The 15773-nt window shown below is 58.8% G+C and carries 16 protein-coding genes; all 16 read right to left on the bottom strand.

Going from position 1 to position 15773, the window contains the following annotated elements; all coding sequences use genetic code 11:
• Window positions 1-12: 12 nt before the first annotated feature.
• From ACP6EK_RS00880 to rsmI, 16 genes are read right to left on the bottom strand one after another with little or no spacing between them, the layout of a single operon-like run.
• Entirely contained in the window at window positions 13-1128 is a 1116-nt protein-coding gene (locus tag ACP6EK_RS00880; protein ID WP_438316571.1) for a baeRF10 domain-containing protein, read from the bottom strand.
• On the bottom strand, window positions 1125-2168 hold the full coding sequence (gene mtnA / locus ACP6EK_RS00885) for an S-methyl-5-thioribose-1-phosphate isomerase (RefSeq protein WP_438316574.1): 1044 nt from the start codon (window positions 2166-2168) through the stop codon (window positions 1125-1127). The genes ACP6EK_RS00880 and mtnA overlap by 4 nt, the downstream gene beginning before the upstream one ends.
• A 15-nt stretch (window positions 2169-2183) precedes the next feature.
• Window positions 2184-2639: a COG2426 family protein gene (locus ACP6EK_RS00890; protein ID WP_438316577.1), complete on the bottom strand. Its 456-nt coding sequence runs from the start codon at window positions 2637-2639 to the stop codon at window positions 2184-2186.
• Window positions 2636-3460, bottom strand: a complete 825-nt coding sequence (locus ACP6EK_RS00895) for a purine-nucleoside phosphorylase (RefSeq protein ID WP_438316579.1) — start codon at window positions 3458-3460, stop codon at window positions 2636-2638. The genes ACP6EK_RS00890 and ACP6EK_RS00895 overlap by 4 nt, the downstream gene beginning before the upstream one ends.
• Window positions 3461-3474: 14 nt before the next feature.
• Complete coding sequence (gene xerD, locus ACP6EK_RS00900) at window positions 3475-4374, bottom strand: site-specific tyrosine recombinase XerD (RefSeq protein WP_438316582.1); 900 nt, start codon at window positions 4372-4374, stop codon at window positions 3475-3477.
• Window positions 4361-5110 (bottom strand): prolipoprotein diacylglyceryl transferase, encoded by a 750-nt coding sequence (lgt, locus tag ACP6EK_RS00905; protein ID WP_438316585.1) that lies wholly within the window; start codon window positions 5108-5110, stop codon window positions 4361-4363. The genes xerD and lgt overlap by 14 nt, the downstream gene beginning before the upstream one ends.
• Window positions 5110-6552 (bottom strand): DUF3048 domain-containing protein, encoded by a 1443-nt coding sequence (locus tag ACP6EK_RS00910; protein WP_438316589.1) that lies wholly within the window; start codon window positions 6550-6552, stop codon window positions 5110-5112. The genes lgt and ACP6EK_RS00910 overlap by 1 nt, the downstream gene beginning before the upstream one ends.
• A gap of 1 nt (window position 6553) precedes the next feature.
• Window positions 6554-6970, bottom strand: coding sequence for an ExbD/TolR family protein (locus ACP6EK_RS00915; RefSeq protein WP_438316592.1), 417 nt, complete (start codon window positions 6968-6970; stop codon window positions 6554-6556).
• Complete coding sequence (locus ACP6EK_RS00920; RefSeq protein WP_438316595.1) at window positions 6936-7607, bottom strand: MotA/TolQ/ExbB proton channel family protein; 672 nt, start codon at window positions 7605-7607, stop codon at window positions 6936-6938. The genes ACP6EK_RS00915 and ACP6EK_RS00920 overlap by 35 nt, the downstream gene beginning before the upstream one ends.
• Window positions 7608-7611: 4 nt before the next feature.
• Window positions 7612-11244, bottom strand: a complete 3633-nt coding sequence (locus tag ACP6EK_RS00925; protein ID WP_438316598.1) for a tetratricopeptide repeat protein — start codon at window positions 11242-11244, stop codon at window positions 7612-7614.
• A gap of 1 nt (window position 11245) precedes the next feature.
• Window positions 11246-11662, bottom strand: coding sequence for an ExbD/TolR family protein (locus ACP6EK_RS00930; RefSeq protein WP_438316592.1), 417 nt, complete (start codon window positions 11660-11662; stop codon window positions 11246-11248).
• Window positions 11628-12299: a MotA/TolQ/ExbB proton channel family protein gene (locus ACP6EK_RS00935; protein ID WP_438316601.1), complete on the bottom strand. Its 672-nt coding sequence runs from the start codon at window positions 12297-12299 to the stop codon at window positions 11628-11630. The genes ACP6EK_RS00930 and ACP6EK_RS00935 overlap by 35 nt, the downstream gene beginning before the upstream one ends.
• Before the next feature lie 53 nt (window positions 12300-12352).
• Window positions 12353-13117, bottom strand: a complete 765-nt coding sequence (gene pstB, locus ACP6EK_RS00940) for a phosphate ABC transporter ATP-binding protein PstB (protein ID WP_438316604.1) — start codon at window positions 13115-13117, stop codon at window positions 12353-12355.
• A 1-nt stretch (window position 13118) separates the two neighbouring features.
• A complete protein-coding gene (gene pstA / locus ACP6EK_RS00945; protein WP_438316607.1) occupies window positions 13119-13973 on the bottom strand; it encodes a phosphate ABC transporter permease PstA in 855 nt (284 codons plus the stop codon).
• 2 nt (window positions 13974-13975) lie between these two features.
• Window positions 13976-14872 (bottom strand): phosphate ABC transporter permease subunit PstC, encoded by an 897-nt coding sequence (gene pstC, locus ACP6EK_RS00950; protein WP_438316609.1) that lies wholly within the window; start codon window positions 14870-14872, stop codon window positions 13976-13978.
• A 33-nt stretch (window positions 14873-14905) separates the two neighbouring features.
• Window positions 14906-15772, bottom strand: coding sequence for a 16S rRNA (cytidine(1402)-2'-O)-methyltransferase (gene rsmI / locus ACP6EK_RS00955; RefSeq protein WP_438316612.1), 867 nt, complete (start codon window positions 15770-15772; stop codon window positions 14906-14908).
• Between the last annotated feature and the right edge of the window lies 1 nt (window position 15773).

The following is a 15773-nucleotide window of genomic DNA, read 5'->3' on the forward strand; positions in this document are numbered from 1 at the left end:
CCCCTTCCCTCCTCAGACCAGAAACCGAAGGAAGGCTCCAATGCGCTGGATCTCCGAAAGCCTGGGATTTCCCGCAAACACGTACTTCACTTCTCCCCTCTGGAGCACCACCATCTCAAGGACCTCCTCCACGATGTTCTCCACCCTCCTTCGTTCCCCTCCACAGAGTTCACAGGGAGAAGGTGCAAGGGCCATGGTGCCACAGGACGAACAGAGAAACCCTTCCTCCCGGTAACTCTCATCCACCACCACGGTCTGGCAGGCACCAAAAGAGGCCGCCCGAAGGACGTTAGCAAGACCAATGGTCGCCGAAGCCGCGTTCCCCACCATGGTGAGCAAACGGTCAATCAGGGCATGGTCCTCTTCTTCAAGCACCATCCGCTCAAGGCGCAGGGCAACCTCAGAGATTTCCGCAAGACCGCTTTTGGGGTCAAGCGTCACCCGCCCCCTGAGTCGTTCCCGCAGGTACGAGGGGAGCACCCGCTCGAAGAGCGCGTAGTCCTCCTCCCGAAGACCCACGAAGAACACCTCGAAACGCCCTTTCCGGAAGTACTCAAGGAGGATGTCGACGACATCCTGGAAGTGATGGACAACCTTCTGCTCAATGCTCCGGGCAATACGGCGTTCCTCAAGGCCATACCACCCACCGGCCCGCACTCTCGAGGGAACGTCGGAGAAGAAGGGCTCGTGTTCCTCGATTTCTCCCATGAAGATTTCGAAGAACCTCGCTTCCCGGCGGTCCATAGGGACGAGGAAAATCCGGCGGTACTCGTCAAAGAGGACTTCAAGGGGCCGGGTGTAGGGGGAAGGACCGTATACCACCGTGCACTTCCAGGGTCTGGGGAGCTCGTACGCCTCGAAAAAATCAGCTGCGGCGTTGACGAAAAGGGCAAGCCCCTGTTTTGTGGGGGCAAAGCGAGCGAGGTAATGCGTCGCCTCGCGAACGCTCCTTTGTAGGTCCTCCCAGTCCTCAAACCTGCGGTAGCCCTCCAGGAACCCCTCAAGGTGAGTCAGAACTCTTTCTGGGAAGCCCTCTCCGGTAGAGCAGTACACCGAAAGCACCTTCCCCCGCTCCATCTGCCTTCCAGAGAGCGCAAGGAGCTCTCCCGCGGCTACGAAGCGCTTCATGGACGCTTCCCCTCCTTCAAGCGCTCGAGTTTCTCCCCAAAGGGAGGATACACCACGCCTTCCTCGGTCACCAAAGCGGTGACGAGCTCCGCCGGAGTTACATCGAACGCTGGATTCCGGACGGCAACCTGCGGGGCCACGCGCACACCGCCAAAGGAGAGCACTTCTTCCGCTTCCCGCTCTTCGATAGGGATATCCGCACCGGATCTCGCTTTCGGGTCAACGCTCGAAAGCGGTGCCGCCACATAGAAGGGAATCCCGTGGTACCGAGCGAGAACCGCCACCGTATACGTTCCGATTTTATTGGCCACATCGCCATTCATGGCAATGCGGTCTGCTCCCACGACGACCTTGGTAATCACCCCCTGGGACATCAAAAATCCTGCCATGTTGTCGCAGATGAGGGTCACGGGGACACCGGCTTTCTGGAGCTCGAAGGCGGTGAGCCGTGCTCCCTGCAAAAGCGGACGGGTTTCATCAGCATACACCACAAGCCTTTTCCCTTCCCGTTGTACGGCCCAGAGAATCGCTCCAAGTGCCGTCCCCCACCCACCGCAGGCTAAGGGTCCTGTATTGCAGTGGGTGAGGACCCGGTCACCATCCGCAAGGAGTCCAGCCCCGAAACGGGCGATACGCTCCGAAAGGAGAGCATTCTCCCGGTCTATAGTCTTCGCCTCCTCAACGAGGCGTTCCACAATGTCCTCCCAATCCTCCTCACTTTCCCCAGGCAACCAGATGCGCTGCATCCGATCCAGAGCCCAGAAAAGGTTCACCGCCGTGGGGCGGGTTGCCCGAAGGTCCGCATCGACTTCGCGCAGGAAAGCAAAAAAGTCATCGCTCTTCAAAGCCTCAAAAGCTCCAAGGCACACTCCATACGCTGCCGCCACCCCAATGAGGGGAGCCCCCCGGATCCTCAGGGCCTTTATGGCCTCCACCACATCCCGGTAATCCTCCGTCTCAATGTAGACCTCCTCACGAGGAAGGCGGGTTTGATCCAGAAAACGGAGCATCCTTCCTTTCCACTCAAGCGCCTGAAGCATCGTCATCTCCTCTCTCTATAGCCCCTTTCCCAGAAATACCAGAAGTGTCACAAGGCCCGTGGCTAAAGCGGCCCCTCCAGCGACAAAAGGGAAGATTTCCCAGACACCGAAACCCACAAGGAACGCCGCGAGGGTCCCAGTCCATACCCCCGTGAAGGGCAGGGGAACACCCACAAAAAGGAGGATCCCCCACTTTCCGTATTTCCTGTAGGTGGCAAAGCGACGCTGCGCATGGGTGGTGTACCAGCTGAAGAGACGGTCAAACCAGGCAGAAGCCTGAAAAAGGCGGACAAGCTGGGGCAAAAGGCCCATCACGAGGAAAAAGGGGGTGAGGTTCACCACAAAGGCAAGGGGGGCAACGAAGGAGAGAGGGAGCTTTTCCACGAAGACCCCGTAAGGGAGTGCCCCCCGAACCTCGCTCACCGGAAGGAAGGCAAGGAGCGCCACCCGAAATACGCCCTGGAGGCTCACAGGGACATCCTCCGCACGAGCTCCCGGATGATGAGGGTGAGTTTAGGCTGTGCTTCGTTGGCCGCCTGCACCACTTCCTCAAAGCTCAGCGGCGCCACAACGCCCTCAATGGCCAGGTCCGTGATGCAGGAAATACCAAACACCCGCAAACCGGCGTGTTTTGCCACAATGACTTCGGGAACTGTGGACATTCCCACCGCATCGGCTCCAATCCGGATGAGGAAACGGTACTCCGCCGGAGTCTCAAGGCTTGGTCCGGGAAGGGCCACGTACACTCCCTGGTGCAGGTAGATCCCGTGTTCAAGACCAATCTGAAGGGCGAGCTCCCGCAATTCCGGATCGTACACCTGGGACATATCGGGGAAGCGAGGACCAAGTTCCGGGTCATTGGGTCCCCGAAGAGGATTGTCGCCGAGGAGGTTGATGTGGTCGGTGATGACCATGAGGTCTCCCCGTCGCATGTTCCGGTTGAGCCCTCCGGCAGCGTTGCTCACGATGAGCACCTTCACCCCCAGGCCTTTCATCACCCGCACCGGGAAGGTCACCTGCTGCAGCGTGTACCCCTCGTAGTAGTGGAACCGCCCCTGCATGACCACCACGGGTTTCCCCGAAAGCGTTCCAAGGACCAGGTTCCCCCTGTGGGTCTCCACCGTAGAGACGGGGAAATGGGGAATCTCTTCGTACGGGATGACCCGGTCCATCTCCACCTCATCCACGAGTTTCCCGAGCCCTGTCCCCAGAATAATCCCGATTTGCGGAACGATGTGAGTCCGCTCCTTGATGAAGCAAACGCTCTCCTCAATGTGTCTGCGAAGCTCCATAGAACCACCTCCTGTCATTTTCGGGGGAACGCCCGTTCGTACGATTCACAAAGGAACCTTCGGTCGACGTGGGTGTAAATCTGCGTGGTGGCGATGTCACTGTGCCCCAGGAACTCCTGGACAACCCGGAGCTCTGCTCCCCCTTCAAGCAGATGCGTGGCAAAGGTGTGCCGAAGCGTGTGAGGAGTAACGTGTTTCGTGATCCCTGCCCGGAGGGCACAGCGCCTCACCATGTTCCAGACACTCTGTCGACTCAGAGGCCGCCCCGAAGGACCGCTGACAAAAATATAGCGGCTTTTCCGGCCTTTGAGAAGGAATCTCCGGGGTCCGTGGAGGTAGGCAAGGAGTGCTTCCTTGGCCCGTTCCCCAAAGGGAACGATGCGCTCCTTAAAGCCCTTGCCCCAGAGCCTGAGCATTCTCTCCTCAAGGTCCACGTGCTGGAACTCCAAAAGCACCACCTCGCTCACCCTGAGGCCACTTGAGTACATGAGCTCAAGTATGGCCCGGTCCCGGATACCTGAAGGTTTCGTCAGGTCACAGGCGGCAATGAGCGCCTCCACCTCCTCAAGGGTGAGGACCTCCGGGAGGTGCCTCCGGATACGGGGAGTGTCAAGGAGCTGCGCCACGTTCTCCTTCACTATTTTTTCCCGCACCAGGAAACGGAAGAACGTCCGGAGAGCGGAAATGCAGCGAGCCAGCGAAGTCGCCTCAAGTCCTGACTGGGATTCCTGTGCCACAAAGGCTTCAAGAACGTCAAGGGACACGCTCTGCAGGTCCTCAATTCCCCGGTTTTCAAGAAAACGAATGAAACTTGCGATATCCTGGCGATAGGCAAGAACCGTATTCTCCGCTGCCCGCTTCTCCCAGAAAAGGAAGTTGAGAAATGCCTCTAAGGTCTCCTCAAGCGACGACACGTTGCCGCAACACTCCCCTGAGCACCATCGCAAAAAGAACAATCCCAAGGCAGGCTACCTGCCCCAGGGTGAATACCCCAAAAACCACAAAGGGCTCATCCCGAAGGTACTCGATGAGAAACCGAGCCGCACTGTAGAGGGCAAGGTAATCCAGGAAGAGTTCTCCCCGGAAACGGCAACCCTTCTCAAGGCGAAGGAGAAGCACAAGAATCACCAGGGAGTACCCAATGGCGTAGATCTGCGTTGGGTAGCGGAATCCCTCAAGGTGAGGGAATCGAACTCCCAAAGGGAAAAAGGGAAAGGGGCACACCCGCCCGAAGCAGCATCCGTTGAGGAAACACCCTACCCGGGCGATAGCATACCCCAGCGCGAGAGGCGGGGCGAAAAGGTCAAAGAACGCCGCCACAGGGTAGCGCTTGAGGTAGAGATAGGGAACGGTGAGCGCAATCGCCCCGAGAACGCCACCGTAGAAGGTGAGCCCTCCTTCCCGAAAGGAGAAAATGTGCGAGGGGAACTGCCGGTAGTAATCCCAGTGGAGGATAACGTAGGCGAGCCTTGAACCCAGAACCGCCCCAATAATGCACAGCGAGGCCGCCTCAATCACCGCCTCAGGAGAAACACCGAAGCGTGGAGCCCGCCGGATGGCAAAGAGAATCCCGAAAAGGAAGGCCAGACCCAAAAACACGCCATAGGAGTACACCGGAAATTTCCAGACAGTGAAGAGGATACGATGCATCAGAACACCACCTTTTCCCGAGAATCGATCACCTCAATCCAGACTGGAAAAGATGCAATTCTTGCCTCCCGACCATCCTGGAGGTAGTACCGCGTTTTCTCCCTGAAACTCTGCTTCTCCCACACAATGGGAACTGCCCTCCCTCGAAGGAACATCCATCCAGACCCTCGACCGACGAAACGAATCTCGACCCGGCCTTCGGTGTCCTTCACCTCGTGCTCGGCCACCTGGACGATAACCGTCCCACAGGCAATTTGGGCTCCCGATTCCCCATCCCGGTGGGGCTCACCATTCACAGAACGGAGGTACACCTGCCGGCCTGGATCGTACGTGAACTGGACCCGGTAGTTCCGGCCGTACCGTATTTCGAGTTTCGTTGCCTCTCGTCCCTCGAGGTCCTCCCCCGGAGACAAAAGGGCAAAGGTTGCGGTGCGGGCTGGCCGGCCAAGGCCCAGACGCTGCGCTTCCTCAAGAAGACCGGGGAAAAGGGCGTAGAGATTGTGCGGAGGACGGCGATCCCGCACCCGCTCAAAGGGGCGAAAGTTCTTCTGCTCATCAATATGGTCCATGGCAAGCTCCCGGAGATACGTGTAGGCCTCAACGCTTCCTCCGCTGTGTACAAGAATCGCATCGTGCTCGAAAGCCTTGAGGACGAAATAGGGACGAGCGCTCCGGATTGGGCCCACCCGTCCTACAGACTGGGGTTCAAAAACGGCGAGAAAGCGCGTGATACCACCTTCGGTGAGCATCTCATAGACCACGCTTGCCCGGCTCAGGCCATGCTGGGGACGGGCTTGAGGAGTATTCTCGATGGCAAAGGCAAAAGGTCTCCGAACGTACGGAGACCGCCGCTCAAAAGCCCCTGCAGGGGGCACAAGCTCTCCTGTTGCCAGGGTTTCCCCGACCATTCCCTCGCTTGTTGCCAGGCCTTGCTCAGCAAGGGAAGCCAGGACGTTCGACGGTCCGGTTCTTTCAAGCATCCCCCGAAGGGTGGTCTCCGCCTCCGGGCCCTCCCACTGCATCTTTTCCTCCACCTGAAGTTCCTCCCCGGGGGTGAACACCCGCTCCCCTGAGGGGGCAGCTCGCTCAAAGACGCTCTCTGCCTGGGGAAGGTCTACAGGAGGCTTGGGGATACGAACCTGCTGTCGCTCCTGCTGCATTCTGGTAGCGAGTTCACTCTGCACCTGGGGCTTCAGGGGCTCTTCTGACTTTACGTTCTCTGGGGGCTTCAGCTCTGCCCGGGGGAATTCCGCTTCAGGTGAGCGTGCCTGTGGAGCCTCCTTTGCAGGAAGCTCCGTGAGTTCCACCACAATAGGCTTCTCTTCTTCCCTTGGAATCCGGAAAGAGAGCCAGAAGATGGACGCCACCGCTATGAGAGCAATGTTCACTCCCAGGGACACAAGGAGTGACCACGACCACACTTTCTTCTCGTTGAACACCACCCTACTTCTCCTCCCCTGGCTGGGTGGCAATGGCCATTCGCTCCACTCCAGCCCTTCTCAAAAGGTCCATGAGTTTCACAACCCTTCCGTGGAGCACCTCCCGGTCTGCCTCGATGACGACAGTCGCATCGGGGTTTTTGCGGAGTTCCACCACGAGGAGCCGGGGGAGTTCTGTCCAGTCGGTGAGGCTCCCGTTGAGGTAGAGGGTGTTCCCCTTCGTGAGGGTGACGGTGATGGTTTTCGCCTCCTCAATCCGGGAAAAACTCGCTGACGGAAGGTTCACCCGGGCCCCGGTCTCCACGCTCACGAAGGTGGTGGTGACGATGAAGAAGATGACAAGCTGCAGGATGACATCGACCAGGGGGGTGACGTTGACCTGGGGTTCAGCTCTCTTCTTCCATCGCCGGAACCGGAACATCGGCTTCCTTCTCCTTCAGGGCGTACTCCCGGCTTTCAATGAGCTCCAGGACTTCACTGGAGACCCGCTCGATCTCCTGGACCAGGCCCTCGACGAGGTGAGCGAGGTAGTGGTGCATGACCAGGGTGGGGATGGCCACAGAGAGTCCTGCAGCGGTGGTGAGGAGGGCCTCGGAAATCCCTCCGGCCATCTCCGTGGGCTTCCCCACACCTACGGCAGCAATGACGGCAAAGGTCCGGATCATCCCGGTCACCGTCCCCAGAAGCCCCAAAAGGGGGGAGATGTTGGCGATGACGACAAGAGTTGAAAGGCGCTTCTCAAGGAGCGGGAGCTCAAAGGAAGCGGCGGTCTCCATGGCCTCCCGGGCTTCCCGGGGAAGGCCCTTAAAGTACTTCCTGAGGCCGGCGAGAATAATCCGGGAGGCGGGGTTGGGGGAACGGGAGGAGAGCTCCAGAATCCCCCGGAGGTCTTCCTGGGCAAGGGCCTTGCGGACGGCCTTCAGGTACTTGCGGATACGGTCTTTGAGGTACCGCAGGACGTACCAGCGCTCGATGAAGACGGCCAAGGCGATGACCGAACAGGCCACGATGGGGTACATGACGTACCCACCTTTGGCGATGACGGAAAAGACCTGCATGGTGCTACCTCCTGTTTTCGGGTTCCCGCACCTCTTTGAGCACGGCAATTCGTTCCCGTGCCTTTACCACCCACTCGTCTTCTTTCGGGAATCCAGCAACCCGGGCGTACACTCTCTGAGCCTCCTCAAACTCTTCAAGGTACTCAAGGCACACCCCAAGCCAGTACCCTGCCCCGGTGAAGAACTCGCTCTCTTTGCTTGAGAACACTTCCCGGAAAAATGGAGCGGCCTCCGCAAAACGTTGCTCCTTCAAAAGCAGCGTCCCCGTAGCGTAGAGGAGGGGACAGAGGTCCTCAGAGGGTACGCCTTGTGCCCTGAGATCCTCAAGGACACGTTGGGCTTTTTCAGGATTGCCCTCTTCAAGGAGGATACGCGAGAGGATTCTGAGGAGTTCCCCCCTTCTTGCCCCCTGGGGGAAGCGCTCAAGGTACATCCTGATGAACGCCTTCGCCTCCTGCTTCTTTCCGGAAGCGAAGGCCGCCTGTGACGCAAGAACAAGAATGTTCTCCCCCCGGGGGTGTTCCGGATACAAGCTGAGGAACTCCTGTGCTTCGTCGAGGAATGCTCTGTACTCCTGAAGTGCGTGGAGCCCCTCGAGGAGGAAAAGACGGACCTCCACATCCCGCTCACCCTGACCCTTGAGCCGCTCAAGAATCGTCACGCTCTCCCGTACGTTCCCAAGGTGATACTGGGCCACCGCCACACGGAGCGCAACGGAAAAGTCCCTCCGTTGCTTCTCCTCAAGGAGGCTTGCCCACTGGATGACGTCGTTCCAGGCTTTCCCCTGGTAGGCGATATCCACAAGGTACAGGAGTGCTTCCTGGCGAAGTGCCCAAGGAGCGTCCAGAGATGCCTCAAGGTGGGTACGGGCCTTTTCGAAACGCCCAAGAAGGTAACAGACCTTTCCAAGGAGAAAGAGGACGTGCTTTTGTTCTTCCGGCAAAAGGTCGCTCCTTCCCACAAGGGCTTCAAGGCGCTCCAGAGCCTCCTCGTAGAGACCTTTCTCCATCGCCTCCAGGACCCTCTGGAGCTCCTTCGTGGTTGGTCGGCCGAGGACAGCATCGGGATTCTCCCCTGCTTCCAGCAAAACCTCCCGGGCCCTCTCCTCTTCACCCAGCCTTTCTAAGGCTAAAGCCAGCAAAAGGGCGTATTCCTTTTCAAGCTTCCCCGCTCTCGATTTGAGCTCGCGAAGAGCCGATGCTACTTCCTCCCACCGATCCTTTTTCCAGGACAACCTGGCCCACAGGCGGAGGAAATCTTCAGGAAAACGGTTCCTGATGGACTCCTTCCTCCCCTCAATCACCCCCACCGCATCTTCAACCTTCCCCTCCTCAAAAAGGACCAAGGCAAGTTTGAGCGCCGCCTCATCGGCGAACTTCCCCTGAGGGTATCTGGCAAGGTACTCCCGAAAGGCCTTTTCCGCACCATTCCAGTCCCGTTTCCGATAGAACGAATCGGCCACAAGGAACGCTCCGTCCTCTCCTCCAAGACGGCTAAAGTACTTTGCGGCTTCATCCTCAAGACCAAGGAAACGGCAGGTGTACCCGAGCATCTCCACCGCTTTCTGGGCAAATTCACCCTGAGGATAGCGGGCAAGGAAGGCCTCAAGAAGAGACTTGGCCTCGTTCCACTTCTTCCCTTCGTACAGCGCAAAAGCGCACCAGAACATCGCCCGCTCGAGGAACGGACTCTGGGAGAAGCGAAGAGAGAACTGCTCAAACGCCCGCCGGGCTTCCTCGGGCCGCTTTTCTCTGGCCAGTGCCTCAATCAGAAGCGCCTCTGCCTCCTCGATGAAGGTGGCGTAAGGGTAGTCTCGGAGAATTTCTTCAAGAAGTGGTAGGGCGTCACCGTACCGGGAAAGGGAAAAGAGGGAGAGCGCCATGCCAAAAAGAGCCCGTCCCTTTTCCTCTTCTTCCGTGTACCGGGAGGCCTCCCGGTAGTGCTCAAAGGCTTTGAGCCACACCTTCTCCTCGGCGTAAATGTCTCCAAGAAGGAGGTGAGCCTTGCCTAAAGAGGGGTTACTCTGCAAGGCCTTTTCAAGCATCCGTTTGGCTTCGCTTCTTTCTCCCCACCCCAGAAGCTCAAAGCCCATCTCGTAGTACGACCAGGCCCGGTCCTCAGGATGCGGAAGAGTGGCTGCCGCTTTCTCCCGCTCAGCAAGATAGGCCTCCCGCCTCCCCATCCGGTAGTAACACCGGGCCAGGTACTCATGGGCGTCAGAAAAGAGCGGGCTCAGCGACACCGCTTGCGCAAAGTACGGCACCGCCTCTTCATACCGGGCCTCCTCATAGAGCCGGTACCCCTCTTCAAAGGCGCGGACTGCGTCACGACCGTACTGCCGTTCTCTTCTCACCCGCTCCAGGAACCGTCGGCCCTGGCTGTGCAGGGGGTCAAGCTCAAGGAGCCTCTCCCAGGCTCTCTGCGAGCCCTCAAGGTCCCCCACCTCATACAGGGCGCGACCCAGCCAGTAGTACGCCTCTTTCATGGAAGGATTCCACCGGGTGGCCTCGGCGAAGTACGTGGCCGCCTGACGGAAATTCCCCAGAGCGAAACTCTGGTACCCCTGGGTATAGGCTTCATAGGCCTCTTTACCAAAAATTCGAGCCTTCTCGGCAAGCTGGGCGAAGTACCGGGCTTCTCTGAGGTCTGGGGAAAGGCTTGAGGCCTTCTCAAAAAGGGACTTCGCCTCCTCTATGTTCCCACGCTCATACCAGATCTTCCCCCAGAGGAGGTACACCTCAGCCCACGAGGGAGCGAGTTCTGCTGCCCGCTCCGCGTACCTCAGGGCCTCATCGAACCGCTTCTCAAGGAGGTAGAAAGACGCAAGGCGGAAGTATGCCTGGGCCACCGGGAGGGTAGAAGTCCCGTAGGTGTCGCTGAGCCTTGCGAGGTACTCCTCCCAGGTTTCGATTTCCTTCGCCCACCACCTCGTTACCCGGTACATGCAGGCGAGGTAATAGTACGCCTCGGGGTACTCCGGCGCCCTCCGTATGGTTTCTCGAGCAAGGGCAAAGGCTTTCTGCCAGAGGGGTAAATCGGGGTACTGGTTCTTCCCGTACTTCCGGATGGCCTCGTCCATCACCACGACCCCCTCATAGAGGGGGAGGAGATCCTCCAGGGCCACCGAAAGTGGCAGAGAAGAAGCAAGGGAAATGCCGAGTTCCTGACCAAGGTACTCGAGAACGTACGCCGAGAAATCTTCTAACTTCCCCCACTCGAAGACCGCGCTCGGGATGTCCCAGGACGTCCCATCCTGCACCCGAACAAGGCGCGGGCTCACCACTAGCCGTTCCCTGCCCCCGAGGACCCGGAAGCGAAATGCTCCAGAAAGGACATGAGTGCACTGCATTTTCCGCCCCAGGGTCTGGGCGGTGAGCGGAACAAGAAGGGTATCCCAGGAAAGCCCGGATTCCCGCACCAGGTTATCCCCCAAAACCACGTCATGCACTTCCACATACCGTTCAAGCTCGCGCTTCACAAGGTCCCGGAGGAGGTACCCCAGACAGGCTTTCTCCCCATCCCGGGGGACGAAGGGAAAGAGCGCCACACGAATGCCGTCTTTTGCGAGGGCAAAAGACACCAGAAGAAGCAGCATAAGGACGACAACCGTACTCCCCACCTTCACCCGGATACCCACCCTACTTCTCCTCCCCTGGCTGGGTGGCAATGGCCATTCGCTCCACTCCAGCCCTTCTCAAAAGGTCCATGAGTTTCACAACCCTTCCGTGGAGCACCTCCCGGTCTGCCTCGATGACGACAGTCGCATCGGGGTTTTTGCGGAGTTCCACCACGAGGAGCCGGGGGAGTTCTGTCCAGTCGGTGAGGCTCCCGTTGAGGTAGAGGGTGTTCCCCTTCGTGAGGGTGACGGTGATGGTTTTCGCCTCCTCAATCCGGGAAAAACTCGCTGACGGAAGGTTCACCCGGGCCCCGGTCTCCACGCTCACGAAGGTGGTGGTGACGATGAAGAAGATGACAAGCTGCAGGATGACATCGACCAGGGGGGTGACGTTGACCTGGGGTTCAGCTCTCTTCTTCCATCGCCGGAACCGGAACATCGGCTTCCTTCTCCTTCAGGGCGTACTCCCGGCTTTCAATGAGCTCCAGGACTTCACTGGAGACCCGCTCGATCTCCTGGACCAGGCCCTCGACGAGGTGAGCGAGGTAGTGGTGCATGACCAGGGTGGGGATGGCCACAGAGAGTCCTGCAGCGGTGGTGAGGAGGGCCTCGGAAATCCCTCCGGCCATCTCCGTGGGCTTCCCCACACCTACGGCAGCAATGACGGCAAAGGTCCGGATCATCCCGGTCACCGTCCCCAGAAGCCCCAAAAGGGGGGAGATGTTGGCGATGACGACAAGAGTTGAAAGGCGCTTCTCAAGGAGCGGGAGCTCAAAGGAAGCGGCGGTCTCCATGGCCTCCCGGGCTTCCCGGGGAAGGCCCTTAAAGTACTTCCTGAGGCCGGCGAGAATAATCCGGGAGGCGGGGTTGGGGGAACGGGAGGAGAGCTCCAGAATCCCCCGGAGGTCTTCCTGGGCAAGGGCCTTGCGGACGGCCTTCAGGTACTTGCGGATACGGTCTTTGAGGTGCCGCAGGACGTACCAGCGCTCGATGAAGACGGCCAAGGCGATGACCGAACAGGCCACGATGGGGTACATGACGTACCCACCTTTGGCGATGACGGAAAAGACCTGCATGGTGCTACCTCCTGTGTGAGAGAATATCCCGGAATTCCCGGGAAAGTTCCCCCCTATCCGAACCTCCCGGTGAGGTAATCCTCGGTCTCCTTCCGGCGGGGATTCGTGAAAATCTGCGCAGTGGGACCAAACTCTATGAGGCGACCCATGAGGAGGAAAGCGGTGTAATCGGACACCCGTGCTGCTTCCTGCATGTTGTGGGTCACAAGGACAATGGTGTACCGCTCCCGGAGCTTTTTGATGAGCTCCTCAATACGGGCCGTGGCAATGGGGTCCAGGGCCGAGGCCGGCTCATCCATGAGGAGAATCTCCGGCTCCACCGCAATGGCTCGGGCAATACAGAGCCGCTGCTGCTGCCCGCCCGAAAGCTCCAGAGCCGAAGCATGGAGGCGGTCCTTCACCTCATCCCAGAGCGCCGCCGCCTTGAGGCTTTCCTCCACCCGTTCCTGAATCGCTCTCCTGTTCTTCCAGCCCTGAACGCGAAGGCCGTACGCCACGTTCTCAAAGATGCTTTTGGGGAAGGGATTGGGACGCTGGAAGACCATGCCGATGCGCCGGCGCAAAGCCACAGGATCCACAGAATCCCCGTAGATGTTCTCCCCGTCGAGGAGAATTTCTCCCTGCACCCTGAGGTTTTCGTAGAAATCGTTCATCCGGTTGATGCTCCTCAAAAGCGTTGATTTCCCGCACCCCGATGGGCCAATGATGGCAGTGACCCGGTTTTCCGGAACATCCAGGGTGACGTCATAGAGAATCTGTTTTTCGCCGAAGAAAACGCTGAAATTCCGGATGCTCAGCTTGGTTTTCTCCCCCAGCATTTTACCACTTCCTCGCCATACGGAATCTCCTCCGCAGAAGGATTGCCGAGAAATTCATAAGGAGCACCAGGATAAGAAGCACCAGAGCCGTTCCATAGGCCAGGGGGATCTGTTTCTCCGGCCTTGTCCCTTCGGTCATCAGTCCGTAAATATGATAGGGAAGCGCAAGAACCCGGTCAAAGGGCGAACGGGGAAGACCCCGGGCGTAGAACGTTGCCGCCGTGAACATGATGGGGGCTGTCTCCCCTGCCACGCGCCCAATGGCGAGGATGAGTCCGGTGAGCATTCCGGGAAACGCGGCAGGGAGCACCACCCTACGCACCGTCGTCCACCGGTCGGCCCCCAGGGCGAGAGAGGCCTCCCGGAAGGATCGCGGCACACTGCGCAGCGCCTCTTCACAGGAAGCAATCACCACGGGAAGCGACATGATGCCAAGGGTGAGCGAGCCGGAAACAATGGACACACCAAAACCGAAGAGCTTGACAAACACTGAAAGCCCAAAAAGCCCGAAAACCACCGAAGGCACCCCGGCAAGACAGTGGATGGCACTGCGGATTGCCTGAACCACAGGGTGAGGGGGAGCGTACTCCACAAGGTACACTGCCGAGAGCACTCCAAGGGGGAGGGACACCAAGGTACTCCCCAGAACAAGGTAGAGCGTTCCGACAATGGCCGGGAGAATCCCCCCTTCACTCATCCCATGCCGGGGGAAGGAGAAGAGGAACTCAAGGCTTAAGACCCTTCCACCTCTGAGAGCGATAAAGCCCACCACTACTCCCAGGGCAAGACCAATGACCACCATGGCCAGTCCACAGAGGAAAAACCAGAACTTTTCCTTCACCTGTCTGGCCTCCACCGCTACCGCCTCCAGAACTCCCGCCGGCCGAAGAGGTTCACCACAAGGTCAAAAAGAAGCGTGATGGCAAAAAGCACCACAGCCACTAAAAACAGCACCCGATAGTGCAGGCTCCCCACGGGTGTTTCCGCCATCTCTGCCGCGATGGCGGCAGTCATTGTCCGGACAGGCTGAAAGAATGATCGGGGAATGAGGGCTGCTCCACCAGCCACCATGAGGACCGTCATGGTCTCCCCGATGATTCGCCCTGCCCCAAGGATAACGGCCGCACCAATCCCCGAGGAGGCAGCCGGAACGACCACCTCCTTGATGGTCTCCCAGCGGGTTGCTCCCAGGGCCAGAGCCGCCTCACGGTAGTCCCGAGGAACAGCCGTAAGGGCATCCTCCATCACGCTCACCACCACCGGAACGGCCATGAGGCCAAGGAGCATCGAGGCCGTGAGGGCCGTGAGACCGGTGGGGAGGGTGAAAATTTCCCGAAGAAAGGGAGCAAGGAACACCACCCCAAAAAACCCGTAGACCACCGAAGGGATGCCCGCAAGGATTTCAATGACGGGTTTCAGGAATTCCCGAAGACCCCAGGGACAGATTTCAGCGAGGAACACCGCAGCCAGAAACCCCAGAGGAACGGCAAAGGCAAGCCCACCAAGGGTTACAAAAAGCGATCCCAGAAGGAGGGGAAGAAGGCCAAACCGGGGTGGCGAGGAAACCGGGTACCAGCGCCGCCCCAAAAAGAACTCCGAAAGGGAAACGTGAGAAAGTGCAGGAAGCCCCTCTACAAAAAGCACGGCAATAATGCCAAGAATGAAGGCCACCGAAGAGAGCGCGACGAAAAACAGCACAAGGCCGGCAGTATCCTGCGGTTTTTTGCCCAGACCTCGCTTCCTCCTTTCGCTCATCCCCCTCCATTAAACCAGGCTTTGGGGAGAAAATCAACCTTCATCCAGGTTCTCCACTTCTCCCAAGGCAGAAAGCTGCCGCTTCAAAACGTTTTTTTCAATCCCCAGACCTTCGCTCAGAAGGGCAACAATGTCCTTTTGCGTGAACCCTCGCCTACGCAAAAGCTCCAAAAGCCGCCCTGGCACCTGGATCTCTTCCTTGCTCTTTGGCGCCCCCTCAACCACGATGACCACCTCTCCCAGAATGTCTCGTCCCTTCAGCATCTCTTCTACCTCCGCCACCGTCCCCCGGAGGATTTCCTCGTGGATCTTCGTCAGCTCCCGCGCTACAAGAACACGTCGCCTCTCTCCCGCGATTTCCCGGATATCCCCAAGGGTTTTCAGGAGTCTTCTGGGAGACTCATAGAGCACCGTTGCTTGAGGCAAGAAGAGCGCCCTCCTCAGGGTTTCCTCCCGTTCCTTCCCTTTTCGGGGGAGAAACCCCAGAAAGGTAAAACCGGAGAACGCAAACCCTGAGTACACCACCCCAAGGAGGGATGCCGAGGGGCCAGGGAGGACTTCAAAGGGAATGCCCTCCTCAAGGAGGCGCAGCACGAGCTCCATCCCCGGGTCCTGTATCCCGGGCATGCCGGCGTCAGAGACAAAGGCGACAACCTTCCCCTCCCTGACAAGTCGCAGGATGTCCCGGGTGGCCTGGGAAACGTTGTGGGCGTGGTACCGCAAAAGGGGCTTACGGATCCGGTAGGCATTGAGGAGTTTCAGGGTGACCCGGGTATCCTCACAGGCAATGCAATCCGCCTCCTTGAGCACATCGAGAACCCGGAGGGTGATGTCCCGGAGATTCCCAATGGGGGTGGGGCAGAAGTATACCTTGCCCCACCCCTCCTTTTCCGGACCCATG

It is taken from the genome of Candidatus Caldatribacterium sp. SIUC1 (assembly GCF_051549785.1).
In the GTDB taxonomy this organism is placed as follows: Bacteria; Atribacterota; Atribacteria; order Atribacterales; family Caldatribacteriaceae; genus Caldatribacterium.